This is a genomic window from Pseudonocardia xinjiangensis (assembly GCF_012911925.1).
GTDB classification, from domain to species: domain Bacteria; phylum Actinomycetota; class Actinomycetes; order Mycobacteriales; family Pseudonocardiaceae; genus Pseudonocardia; species Pseudonocardia xinjiangensis.
The window spans coordinates 1-12,419 of the sequence record NZ_JAAXKY010000026.1 but is presented as its reverse complement, the minus strand read 5'-3'; the positions used below and the strand labels follow the sequence as shown (position 1 = coordinate 12,419).

Sequence of the window (12,419 nt, the reverse complement as noted above, 5' to 3'; positions counted from 1 at the left end):
GATTGCGAGTGACGGGGGACACGCGAAGATCGTCCGAAGTGTCCGTCTCCGCTGCTCGCGGAGCGGCTCGTCAGTCGCCGCAGCCCTTCCCCTCCAGCAGCGCCGTGGCGATCTCGACGTACTCGTGGATGAGCGGGCTCTCGCGGGTCTTGTCCCAGGCCAGGCAGACCTGGTTCGGCCCGATGTCGTCGATCGGCACCGAGGTGATGTCGGGGCGGGTGTAGAAGGTGGCAGTCGACAGCGGGAGGACCGACAGCCCGCGCCCGGCCGCGACGTGCTCGAGCTTCTCCTCCACCGTGTACGTGACCGACGGTGCCTCCACCGGCCGGCCGCTGCGCAGCTCCACGGCGATGTCACGCCATTCGGGCACCGCGTCGGGAGGCTGCAGCAGGTGCTCGGCGGCGAGGTCGGAGATGCTGATCCCGTCCTTGGCGGCCAGCGGGTGGTCGAGCGGGAGCACGGCGACGCGCGGCTCGGCGAGCAACGGCCGGATCCCCAGCCCCTGCTGGTCGACCGGCAGGCGCACATAGCTCACATCGACCCGCCCGTCGAGGACGACCTCGGTCTGGTCGGTCCAGCTCGTACGGAACACGTCGACGGTGAGGCCGGGGTGCCGCGCCGCGAGGACCCGCACGGCCGGCGTGACGATGAGCCCGGGCATGAAGCCCACCGTGAAGGTCTCGGACCCTCGCCCGGCTTGCCGCACCCTGTGCTGCAGTGCCGCGGCGCTCGCGAGCAGCGGCCGGGCGTCGGCGAGTAGCTGCTCGCCCGCCCGCGTCAGCTCGGTGGAGCGCTTGGTGCGGTCGAACAGCTGGGACTTCAGCTCCACCTCCAACGCCCGGATCTGGCGGGACAGCACGGGCTGGGCGATGTGGAGATGAGCGGCGGCGCGCCCGAAATGCAGGTGCTCGGCGACCGCGACGAAGTACCGGAGCTTGCGCAGGTCCACGTCCATGATGTTCACCCCTCTCCCCGGGATACCCCCAGGGTATTGCCGACGCGGGAAGAGGTCTTGGACGTGATGGCGTCTCCCGTCACAACCTGAGGTTCGACGACCACGTCGATCGCGCTCGCCGGCCGCGTGCTCCCGGGGGATCGCGACCCGGGCGGCCACGCGACGCACCGCACGTCCGAGCTTCGAGGAGAACGCTGTGTCTCGCATCCTGATCACCGGCTCGTCCGACGGGCTGGGCCTCCAGGCGGCGCGCCTGCTCATCGCCGCAGGCCACGATGTCGTCCTGCACGCCCGCAACGCCGCCCGCGCTGCGGACACCGCTGCCGCGGCGCCGGGAGCAGGCGGCGTGCTCGTCGCCGACCTGTCGAGCATCGAGCAGACCACCGCGCTCGCGGCCGACGCGAACGCGTCGGGTCCGTTCGACGCCGTGATCCACAACGCCGCGGTGGGCTACCGCGAACCTCGGCGCATCGAGACGGTGGACGGGCTGGCCCACGTCTTCGCCGTCAACGTCCTGGCCCCCTACCTGCTCACCGCACTGGTCACCCCGCCCCGGCGACTGGTGTACCTGAGCTCGGGGATGGCGACCGGAGGCGATCCCGCCCTGGACGACCTGCAGTGGACCCGGCGCCGGTGGGACGGCTCACAGGCCTACACCGACTCGAAGCTGTTCGACGCGGTGCTCGCCTTCGCGATGGCCCGTCGCTGGCCCGGCGTGCTGTCCAACGCCGTCGAACCGGGCTGGGTGCCGACCAAAATGGGCGGCCCCGGCGCCCCGGACGACCTGGTGCAGGCTCCGGTCACCCAGGCGTGGCTCGCCGCGAGCGCCGATCCGGAAGCCAGGGTGAGCGGCCGGTACTTCTACCACCTGCGCCGGAAGGCGACCCACCCCGCAGCCCGGGACGAGACGGTGCAGGAGGGGCTGCTCGCCGCGTGCGCCGAGCTCACCGGCGTGAAGCTGGGGTCCGGTCCCACCGTGGCGGAGCGCCCGGCCTGAGGCTCCCGGGGACGGCACCGCCGCCCGGACCGCGACCGCTCAGCCGCGCCGGGCCTGGATCAGCCACGTCGCCGACCCGTACAGCACACCTCGCTCGGTCCGGTGCTCGGCCATGTCGGCCAGCAGGGCGTCGAGGGCGCGGGCCCGGGTGTCGGCGTCGAGATCGCGGAGCATCCCGGCCTGCTGCCCGGCGACGAACCGGCAGGCGTCCTCGGGGTCGGGGCCGAAGTACATCGGCCCGGTGAGGCTCTGCAGATGCACGTCCGTGAAGCCGCCCGCGGTCAGTACCCGGCGCACCCGCTCGGGATCGCTCAGCGAGAACGGGCCCGGTGCGTCCGGCGCTGCGGCGGGCGGCTCACGGCCGGCGGCCAGGATCGCGCCGAACCTGCTGATCCATTCGTTGTCCCGCGCCGGTTGCCAGGTCAGGAGCACGAGGCGCCCGCCGGGGCGCAGCGACCGCGCGATGTTGGCGAAAGCGGCCGGGGCGTCGCCGAAGAACATCGACCCGTGGCGGCTGACCGCGACGTCGAAGTGCTGTTCAGGAAACGGCTGGACCTGCACGTCGGCCTGCCGGAACGTCGCGTTCCCCACCCGCTCCCGCTCGACCAGCCCGCGCGCGAGCGCGATCATCCGGGACGAGAGGTCCACTCCGAGTGCCGACCCGGCGCAGGCGCGTCGCGCGGCGTCGCGCGTCGTCCGGCCGGTGCCGCACCCGATGTCGAGCACCGTCTCGGACGTGCCGATCGCCGCCGCGGCGAGGAACCGGTCCTGGTAGCCCGCGACGCCCTCGTCGTAGCGCTCGGCGTGGGTGGCCCAGTGCGATCCCCTGTCGCCGTCCCAGGCGCGGAACTGCTCGACGTTGGACGGGTCGGTATGCACGGCGATGGCGCCCACGGATTCATGTCCCACACCCGCAGTCTCGGGCATCGCCGTCGCCGGAGCCCACCGATATCGGCCGGCGGCCCCGGCGTGCTCACGACGCGGCGCTCCTCCCGGCCGGCCCACCGGAGGACCGGACCGCTTCGGCCTCGCCGTGGTCGTCAGGGGCAGCGCCCCCGCCGAGGTCCTGGAGGACGCCGTCGTGCAGGTCGACGGTCCGCGTGGCCAGCCGGATGAGGGCGGGCCGGTGGGTGGTCATGACCACTGTGCGCCCGGTGACGAGGCGGGTCAGCGCCTGGACCACGACCCGCTCGGCCTGGGAGTCGAAGCCCGCGGTGGGTTCGTCGAGCAGCACGACGGGGGCGTCGAGGAGCAGGGCCCGAGCGATGCCCACGCGTTGGCGCTGGCCACCCGAGAGCCCGACGCCGCCGTCCCCGAGCCGGGTGTCGAGCCCGTCGGGGAGATCGTCGGCGAAGTCCGAGACCAGTGCGGTCTGCGCCGCCCTGGCGACCTCCTCCGGCGTGGCGTCGGGGCGGGCGTAGCGGATGTTCTCCGCGAGGGTGCCGGAGAACAGGAACGTGTCCTGGAGCACCACGGCCACCTGCCGGTGGCGCCACGACTCCGGCAGGTGGGTCATGCGGTGGCCGTCGAGGTACAGATAACCGTGGGTCGGCTGGTAGAGCCCGGCGATGAGGGCGAGCACGGTGGACTTGCCCGCCCCGTTCGGGCCGAGGAGGGCCACCCGCTCACCGGGGCGGATGGTGAGGTCCAGATGGTGCAGGACCGGGCCGCGGCCGTAGTCGAGGACGACGTCCTGGAGGTCGATCCGCCCGGCCGCCCGCGTGGGCAGCCGCCGCGCACGGCCGTTCGGCGGTGGCGTGCGGGCCAGGATGTCGGCGACGCGTTCCGCCGAGGCCGCGCCCTGGGTGAAGGTGATCGAGAGCTTGGACAGCCCGCGCACGGGTTTGATCATGTCGCGCAGGTAGCTCGTGACGACGACGAGCAGGCCGACGCTCCACCACCCGTCGAGTACTCCGATGCCGCCGACCCACAGCAGCACACCCGTGCCGACGGCGGTGATGCCCTCCAGGAGCGGCGTGAACCGGGCCCTCAGCTCGACGGCGCGCAGCCCCGCGCTCAGGGTGTTGTCATTGTCCTCGGCGAAGCGGGCGTCGTGCAGGTCGTGGCTGCCGAAGGCGTGGATGGTGCGGATGCCCTGCAGCGACTCGGCGACGAAGCCCGCGAGCCGGCCCTCGGCGGCCCGTTGCCGGCGGGCGGACAGCCGGATGAGGCGGGAGTACCGCGCCGAGCTGAGGAACACCAGCGGGGCGCACCCCACGGCGATCAGCCCCAGGCGCCAGTCGACCGACAGCAGCACGACCGCGAACCCGACGATGGAGAGCAGGCCGGGGAACAGCGTGGAGAACACAGCGGTGAGGCTGGTCTCGATCCGGTCGGTGTCGGTGGAGACGCGGCTGGTCAGCTCCCCGACGGCGTGCCGGTCGTGGAAGGCCATCGGCAGCCGTTGCAAGTTCGCGAAGGCGTCCCTGCGGATGGCGGCGGTCATCTTCTCGCCCGCGCCGTTCATCACGCGGTCGCCGAGGTAGTCGAAGGCCCCCGAGGCCAGCGTGATGACCAGCACCGCCACGGCCGCAGCGAGCAGCAGGCTCCGCGTCGACCCGCCCACCCACGAGGCGAGCAGTGCCGGTGGTCCGTGCGACCCGGCGCCGGGGAACAGGCCGTTGACGACCAGCGCCAGCGGCCAGGGCTGGGCCAGGTCGGCGACCAGCTCGCACATGCGCAGCCCGACCCCGAAGGAGAGCGTGCGCAGGTGCGGACGGCCGTACGAGCGGAACTGCCAGAGCTGTCGGAGCAGGCCGCCGTCGGCTGCTTCCTGGATCATGCGTCCACCAGCCGGTCCTGTCCGGCTCGGGCGGCTCGGCTCAGGTCGGAGTTGCTGATGCCGAGGTGGATCCCGTGCTCCGCCATGGCCCCCAGCACCACGGGGCCGAGGTGCTGGTCGACCTGCACCATGGCGGCCACCAGCCGGGAGAAGTGGCGCCGCTCCCGCAACGCCTCCTCGGCGAGGCCCTTCCCGCCGTCGCGCCCGGCCAGTTCGAGGCCTCGCAGCAGCAGGGAGTCGAAGCGGCCCGGATCGAAGCCCGCCTCCGTCACCCGCTGCCGGGCGGTCCAGCACGCCGACGCCCACACGGTGCCGTCGGTGTGCGGGTCGCGGTCGCGCCCGCCCTGGAAATGCGCCATCGTCCAGCGCCGGTCGAGCTTGCGGCGCCGCTGCTCGCCCTCCGGAACGGCCTGGCGGTGCCAGCCGTAGATGTCGGGGGTGCCGAGCAGGACGGCGGTGAAGACGTCGGCGGTGCCCTCGTCCAGCGCCGTCTTCTTGTTCGTCTGCTGCTGGGGTGGGCGGAGCCGGTTGAGCCGGAAGTCCGCGGTGTGCCGGCAGAGGTGGTGGCCGACCTCGTGGCTCACGATGGCCGGGTTGTGCGCCGGCGCGTGGAAGTACCGCTGCGTGTGGTGCGTGCTGACGAAACCGGCGCCACCACCGAGATGGACCTCCCCCGCGGGGCTCACCGCCTCGGGGTCGGACTGCGCACCCTGCCCGGGCAGCCGGTAGTGGCCGCCACCCCACCGCCGCGGCTGGTCGTGCATGCCGATCCGCACCACCAGGTGCGGGAGCGGACGGCCGAGCACGGCAGCGACGAACCGGAGCGCCCGCTGCGTGTGGTAGGCCGCGTTGACCACGCCGAACGCCCTCGCCTGCCGGTCCAGCTCCGGGCTGACCAGCGGGCCACCACCCTGGGCGTGGTCGAACACGAGTGACCCGTCGCCGAACAGGTCGCCGCCGCGCTCGTCGCGGATCGTGGCCTCGGGCAGGACCAGCTCCGCCGCCCGGAGCTCCAGCACGTCCAGGTCGACCACCGTGTGGCGGCCCGGCCCCCTGCCTCCGTCCGGAAGGTGGACGGCGGCGCGCATCACGCCGGCACCGCCACGGCGCTCAGCAGATCCAGCGCCCCGCCGGTGACGAGCTCGGAAGGGGACAGCACGGGAATCCCGGTCGCCTCCACGGCTTCCCGCGACGCCAGCGGGCTGGCGGTCACCAGGCCGCTGATCGTGCGGACCGGGACGCCGAGCGCATGCATGATCTCGACACCGGCGACGGCGCTGAGCGCGTCGGCCACGGCCAGGACGCCTGCGTCGGCGAAACCGGGCAGGCAGGCCGTCAGTGCGCGCGTCTCGGACTGCAGCAGCCCGTCCGCGATCTCCAGCACGACGACGGACGCGCCCCGGCGCACCAGCTCGTCACGGATGCCGACCATCGTGGCGGTCAGCCGCTCCTGGGGGTAGCCGAAGGTGGACGGCATCCCGAAGTCGAGGAAGTCCACCATCGCCGCAGCTCCGGCGTCCTCGTACATCCAGCGGTCCTTGCCGCTGCCGGAACCGGTGACCTTGCCTGCTCCCACCCGCAGTCCGGCTCGCGCCCAGCCCTGCACCAACGCGGACGCCGTGGTGGTCTTGCCCGCGTTCATCGAGGAACCCACGACGACGAACGTGCCCAGCTCCGGTGCCGCGGGCGCCGGCAGCGGGACCGCGAAGTCGTCCAGCGACAGCGGCGCGCCGGTCGGCCCGGTCAGGAAGCCGAGCACCTCGAGCTCCGTGGGCTCGTTCCGGTGGGCGTGTGCGGAGGCGACCTGCCCGATGACTCCACCGGCGGTGAGCAGGTGCGCCGCGGTACCGGTCGGCAGGTAGCCCTCGTAGTAGTCGGTGGCGTACCGGTTGCCGTACGCTCCCACCACGACATCCCCCGGGTAGAGACGGACCCGTCGGCCGTGGGCGTTCTCCAGGCTGTCGTGCGCGTTCAGGCTGACCACGCGGGCCGCCACGAGGTCGCCCAGCCGGGGCTCACGAGTCAGGCTCCCCAACCTGGTCGCTTCCCGATCGACGACGCCGCGGGTGACGAAGCTCCATTTGGCGTCCGAGAACTGTTGCATTACTTCCCCCTCGCAGAGGTGCTCCGCGAGATCTCGGGCACCTTGCTTTCCTTCCTGTCCGTGGTGGCGGTGAACCTGGCCCGGGAGGACCCCGGTGACCTCACGAGCGAATGCGGATACATGGTCGACGAGTGGTCACCAGCGACCGCGGCGGCGTTGTGTGCCGTCCGTCGGCCGGGCCGGGTGGGCGGCCGGCGTAATCCACCTCGGCAGGGTTGGGATCGGTGGAAATCAACACTGCTTCTCCTGTGGGCGGTTCGTGATCTCAGGGCTGGCATGCTGCCACGGCTCATTCCGTGGAACCGGCTCGAAGACCGCGCCGCCCCTGGTCATAGAACGCTGAGTTCCCGTCCGAAGACGGCCCACTCGAATCTACCTGACGCTCGGTCAGGCGCAGGCAAAGTCCGTATATTGTCGAGGCAATGTGGCGACACTTCATCACGCCGGGCGCAGTGCTGCGGCGCGCAGTTCGGACGGCCGAGCGAGGGGTGGGCAAACAGTAACCATGAATGAATGGATGAACGTCCGGTCACACGTCGGAATAAACGTGGCCGACCCGTACGAGCATCTCGGCCGCGGGTACGCCGCGCACCGGCGTCCTGATCCGCGGATCGCGCGCGCGGTCGCCCAGGCGCTCGGCGATGCCCGCACGGTCGTCAACATCGGTGCCGGGGCCGGCTCGTACGAGCCCCCCGGCGCCACCGTGCTCGCCGTCGAGCCGTCCTGGACGATGCTGGCGCAGCGCCAGGTGGGCGCCGCCCCCGCCGTCCGGGCCTCGGCCGAGTCCCTGCCGCTGTCCGACCGGTCCGCCGACGCGGCGATGGCCGTGCTCACCGTCCACCACTGGCCCGACCCGGGCGCCGGCATCGCCGAGATGGTCCGGGTCTCGCGCCGCCAGGTCGTGCTGACGTGGGACCCCGGGTGGCTGGCCTCCTCCTTCTGGCTGATCACCGACTACCTGCCCGAGATCGCGCGGAATGAGGCGGGACTGGCCTGCGTTGAAACCGTCGTGGCCGAGTTTCGCCGTCGTCGTCGGCGGGTCGAAGTCGTCCCGGTGCCGATTCCTGCCGACTGCACCGACGGAGTCCTCGGCGCCTACTGGCGGCGCCCGTATGCCTACCTCGATGCGGCTGTTCGGCAGGCGATGTCAGGGCTGGCTCTGCTCTCCGCGGACGTTGTCGAACCAGCGCTGCAACGGCTGCGGGAGGATCTCGACAGTGGAGCGTGGCACACGCGCCACGCCGACCTGCTCGACCTCCCCGAGCTTGATCTCGGCTATCGCCTCGTGGTTGCCGCGCCCGTGTAGCGCGGCCCGGTCGCATTCCGTCGACGAGCTGTCGACGTACTGTCCACTCCGCTCCGACATACGTCCGTCGATGCGGTCGGGCAATAGCGGCCGGCCGACGCGGGCCGATTTGTCACAGGGCCGCGTGGACGGTACGCAGACGGTTCCTCGTGGCATCCCCGAAGGAGCTCGCATGGCTCATCTCACGACCCGGCTTCCGGATGCACTCGCGACGGAGCACCCGGCCGCCGGGTGGGCTCCGCCGGTGCCCGGCGCAGCCGTTCTCCCCCGACGGATGGGGGCCACCGCTGTTCAGGGCGGTTCCGGGCATGGGATGGTCGGCACGTGCTGATGGAGCGGCAGGCCGAGTGGGCGGGAGCGGCGCGGTGAGCGCCGCCGCACCGGGCGGGACGATCAGATGCCCGCACTGCGGGAAGGCCAACCGGGTGCCCTCAGCCGCCGGGGGGTCCGTCCGCTGCGGCAACTGCCACCGTCCCCTGCCCTGGATCACCTCGGCGGGCGACGACGACTTCGCGGAGGTCGTCGAACGCGCGACGCTGCCGGTGCTGGTGGACCTGTGGGCCACCTGGTGCGGGCCGTGCCGGATGGTCAGCCCCGCGCTGGAACAGCTCGCCACGGAACGAGCCGGCCACGTCAAGCTGGTCAAGGTCGACGTCGATGCCGCTCCGCGGTTGTCGCAGCGGTTCGAGGTGCAGGCGGTGCCCACCCTGATGGTGGTGCGTGACGGCCAGGTGATCGCACGCCAGGCCGGTGCGGCACCGCTCGCGGCGCTGCGCACGTGGCTCGACAACGCGATCGGGGCGCCAGGCACCCCGGACGACCGCGACTGAGCTCCTTCCGGCCTGGTGGGAGCGCCGGGCCGGCCGCGGTCGGCGGTCATCTCCCCGCGCCGTCGAGCGATCCGCAGCCGTCGTTCCGGTACTGCAGCCGCCGTTCCGGTACTAAGGTGCCAGGCTCTGCCGTCGGACCCGGTTCGGGGGAAGGCCATGGGGCAGACCCGCGACGCCGATCTCCACCGGCTCTACGCGCGACACCTCGCGCCCGACGGTCCGGCCGCGATCGGCGTGGACATCGATCCCGAGCTCCTCGCCGTCGTGCGTGGACATCGCCACCTGGCGGCCCGGCGGACCCCGGACGACCCGCTGGTCGTGGTCGGCACCGCCGGATCCCCGGACGCGGGAGCGATCGTCGACGTCATCACCGACGAGATGCCCTTCGTCGTGGAGTCCCTGCTCGCGGGCCTCGACAGGGTGGAGGCCAAGGTCCGCCGGGTGATCCATCCGACCGTGGTGGTGCGGCGCACGGCACGCGGTGAGCTCACCGAGGTGCTGACCGCCGCGCTGGCGGACCGGCTGCCGCCGGGCACCACGGCCGAGACGTGGATACGCATCGAGCTGGAGCCGTTCCCCGCTGACGACGAGCTGGCGGCGGAGCTGCGGTTGGTGCTGCGTGACGTGCGTGCCGTGGCACTGGACCGGTCCCGGCTCGTCGAGACGGCGCGGTCGGTGGCCGCCGGTCTGCCCGACCTCTCCCCGGCGTCGCCCCGCGCCGAGGTGCAGGACGCGGCCCGGCTGTTGCGGTGGCTGGCCGACGGCCGGTTCGCGCTCCTCGGCTACCTCCGTCACGAGAGCGACGCAACCGCGGACGGCCGGGCCGGGCCGCAGCCCGTGCCCGCGTCCGGGCTCGGGCTGCTGCGCAGGAGCGATGTCGCCGCCCGCGTCTTCCCCGAGGCGCTCGACACGGGCGGGCCCGCCGCCCGGCAGGTGCTGGTGCTCACGCGGGCGAGCGCGCCGAGCCGGGTGTACCGCCCGGAGCATCCGTCGTTGCTGGCCCTGCGGCTCGTCGACGGCGCCGGCCGGGTGGTGGAGCACCGGTTCCTCGGGGCGCTGACGGCGGCCGCGCTGCACGAGAGCGTGCTGGACATCCCGGGAATCGAGCGTAGCGTCCGGGCCGCGATCCGTGCGGCGGGGGCGCCACCGGAGTCCTACGCGGGGCAGCGGATGCTCGAGGTGATCTCGGAGTACCCGCGCGAGGAGCTGTTCTGGGCCGGTGAGCAGCTCCTGCGGGACATCGCCGTCGGAGTGCCTGCGCTCACCCAGCCCCGCAGGCTGCGGCTGTTCCTGGCCCGCGAACCCTACCGCCGGTACTTCTCCTGCCTGGTCTACCTGCCGCGGGACCGCTACTCCACGCGGACCCAGCTGGCCATGCAGAAGGTGCTGATGCACGAGCTGCACGGGTGGCGGGTGGAGCACACGGCCCGGGTCGGCCGATCGAACCTGGCGCTCGTCCATTTCACCGTGCACTGCGACCTGGCGGCCGCGCCGCCCGACCAGGCCCGGCTGCAGGGTCAGCTCGCCGCCGCGATCATGACGTGGGACGAGTGGGTGCTCGACGTCGCCGGGGCGGACGACGCCGAGATCGCGGACTACGTGGCCGGGGTCCCGGAGGGCTACAAGGACGACGTGGACCCGGTTCGGGCGCTCGGCGACCTCAGGGTCGTGCGCGACCTGGGTGCGGATCCGCAGCTGCAGCTGACGATCGACGCGGGCCCGGACGCGGGCGAGATGCGGTTCCGACTCTTCCTGCTCGGCGCGGGTGTCACGTTGTCCGCCGTGCTCCCGGTGCTGCAGAGCCTCGGTGTGGAGGTGCTCGACGAGCGGCCCCACGAGTTCACCCGACCCGACGGCAGCCGGTGCTGGATCTACGACTTCGGGCTGCGGCTCGACGGCGCGACCCGGGAGGCGGTGGCCGGGCGGGACCCCGAGGAGACGCAACGGTTGTTCTGCGCCGCCTTTCTCGCCGCGTGGCGGGGCGACGCCGAGGTCGACGGGTTCAACGCTCTGGTGCTGCGCGCCGGACTGCCGTGGCAGGAGGCGGCGCTGCTGCGCGCCTACGCCCGCTACACCGCCCAGCTCGGCGGCCCGTTCGGGCTGCAGTACGTCGTCGACACCCTGATCGCCCACCCGGCGGTGACGGCGGCGCTCGTGTGCCTCTTCCGGGCCCGGTTCGACCCGGCACCGGGCCCGGCCCGGCGCGACCGGGCGTACCGCACGGCACTCGCGCAGGCATCCGCCCTGATCGACGAGGTGCCCGGGCTGGACGCGGACCGGATCCTGCGGGCCTACCTCAGCGTGATCACCGCGACGCTGCGCACCAACTACTACCGGGAGCGCCCGTTCCTGTCGTTCAAGCTGGACCCGGGTGCCGTGCCGGACATGCCGGTACCCCGGCCGATGTTCGAGATCTTCGTGTACTCACCGCGCGTGGAGGGCGTGCATCTGCGGTTCGGCCCGGTCGCGCGGGGCGGCCTGCGGTGGTCGGACCGGCCGCAGGACTACCGGACCGAGATCCTCGGCCTGGTGAAGGCCCAGGCCGTGAAGAACGCGGTGATCGTCCCGGTGGGGGCGAAGGGCGGCTTCGTGGTGCGCCGCTCGGACGCCGGCCCCGACGAGGTGGCGGCCTGCTACCGGACCTTCGTCTGCGGGTTGCTGGACGTGACCGACGACCGGGCGATGGTCGACGGTCGGGAGGCGGCGGTGCCCCCGCAGGGCGTGGTGCGTCACGACGGTGACGACAGCTACCTGGTGGTGGCTGCGGACAAGGGCACGGCACGCTTCTCGGACCTGGCGAACGAGGTGGCTGCCTCCTACGGCTTCTGGCTCGGCGACGCGTTCGCCTCGGGCGGTTCGGTCGGCTACGACCACAAGGCGATGGGCATCACGGCCCGGGGCGCCTGGGAGAGCGTGAGACGGCACTTCCGCGAGCTGGCGGTGGACACCCAGCGGGAGCCGTTCAGCGTGGTGGGCGTGGGGGACATGTCCGGTGACGTGTTCGGCAACGGGATGCTGCTGTCACGCCACATCCGGCTGCTCGCCGCCTTCGACCACCGGCACGTGTTCGTCGATCCGGATCCGGACCCGGCACGCAGCCACCGGGAGCGGGAGCGGTTGTTCGGATTGCCCCGATCGTCGTGGGACGACTACGACCGGGCAGCCATCAGCGCGGGAGGCGGGGTGTGGCCGCGGACGGCCAAAGCGGTGCCGGTCGGCCCGGAGATGCGGGCCGCGCTGGGGATCGCCGATGCCGTCGAGCGGCTCAGCCCGCCCGAGCTGATCCGGGCGGTGCTGCGGGCGCCGGCGGACCTGTTGTGGAACGGCGGCATCGGCACGTACGTGAAGGCCGTGGGGGAGTCGCACGCCGACGTCGGCGACAAGGCGAACGACGCGGTGCGCGTGAACGGCGGGGAGCTGCGGGTGAAGGTGGTGGGGGAGGGCG

Annotated in this window: 9 protein-coding genes; 4 read left to right on the top strand and 5 right to left on the bottom strand. The window is 72.7% G+C overall.

Going from position 1 to position 12,419, the window contains the following annotated elements:
• Nucleotides 1-70: 70 nt before the first annotated feature.
• Nucleotides 71-955 (bottom strand): LysR family transcriptional regulator, encoded by an 885-nt coding sequence (locus HF577_RS10730; RefSeq protein WP_169395669.1) that lies wholly within the window; start codon nt 953-955, stop codon nt 71-73.
• Nucleotides 956-1,151: 196 nt separating this feature from the next.
• On the opposite strand from HF577_RS10730, the gene HF577_RS10725 reads away from it, so the two are divergent.
• Nucleotides 1,152-1,952: an SDR family NAD(P)-dependent oxidoreductase gene (locus tag HF577_RS10725; protein WP_169395634.1), complete on the top strand. Its 801-nt coding sequence runs from the start codon at nt 1,152-1,154 to the stop codon at nt 1,950-1,952.
• Nucleotides 1,953-1,991: 39 nt separating this feature from the next.
• Here HF577_RS10725 and HF577_RS10720 read toward each other — a convergent pair whose 3' ends face one another.
• The 4 genes from HF577_RS10720 to HF577_RS10705 all read right to left on the bottom strand — a co-directional run bounded on the left by HF577_RS10720 (nt 1,992) and on the right by HF577_RS10705 (nt 6,838).
• A complete protein-coding gene (locus HF577_RS10720) occupies nt 1,992-2,861 on the bottom strand; it encodes a class I SAM-dependent methyltransferase (RefSeq protein ID WP_312859064.1) in 870 nt (289 codons plus the stop codon).
• 64 nt (nt 2,862-2,925) lie between these two features.
• Complete coding sequence (locus tag HF577_RS10715) at nt 2,926-4,734, bottom strand: ABC transporter ATP-binding protein (RefSeq protein WP_169395632.1); 1,809 nt, start codon at nt 4,732-4,734, stop codon at nt 2,926-2,928.
• The gene (locus HF577_RS10710; protein WP_169395631.1) at nt 4,731-5,825 is read right to left on the bottom strand and encodes a hypothetical protein; all 1,095 of its coding nucleotides are present in this window, start codon (nt 5,823-5,825) and stop codon (nt 4,731-4,733) included. The genes HF577_RS10715 and HF577_RS10710 overlap by 4 nt, the downstream gene beginning before the upstream one ends.
• Nucleotides 5,822-6,838, bottom strand: a complete 1,017-nt coding sequence (locus HF577_RS10705; RefSeq protein WP_169395630.1) for a P-loop NTPase family protein — start codon at nt 6,836-6,838, stop codon at nt 5,822-5,824. The genes HF577_RS10710 and HF577_RS10705 overlap by 4 nt, the downstream gene beginning before the upstream one ends.
• A gap of 517 nt (nt 6,839-7,355) precedes the next feature.
• Between HF577_RS10705 and HF577_RS10700 the strand changes: the two genes are divergently transcribed.
• From HF577_RS10700 to HF577_RS10690, 3 genes are all read left to right on the top strand, one after another.
• Complete coding sequence (locus HF577_RS10700; RefSeq protein ID WP_169395629.1) at nt 7,356-8,144, top strand: class I SAM-dependent methyltransferase; 789 nt, start codon at nt 7,356-7,358, stop codon at nt 8,142-8,144.
• 365 nt (nt 8,145-8,509) lie between these two features.
• Complete coding sequence (gene trxA, locus HF577_RS10695) at nt 8,510-8,974, top strand: thioredoxin (protein WP_312859063.1); 465 nt, start codon at nt 8,510-8,512, stop codon at nt 8,972-8,974.
• Nucleotides 8,975-9,130: 156 nt separating this feature from the next.
• On the top strand, nt 9,131-12,419 hold a 3,289-nt coding region (locus HF577_RS10690; RefSeq protein ID WP_169395627.1), incomplete at its 3' end, for an NAD-glutamate dehydrogenase domain-containing protein.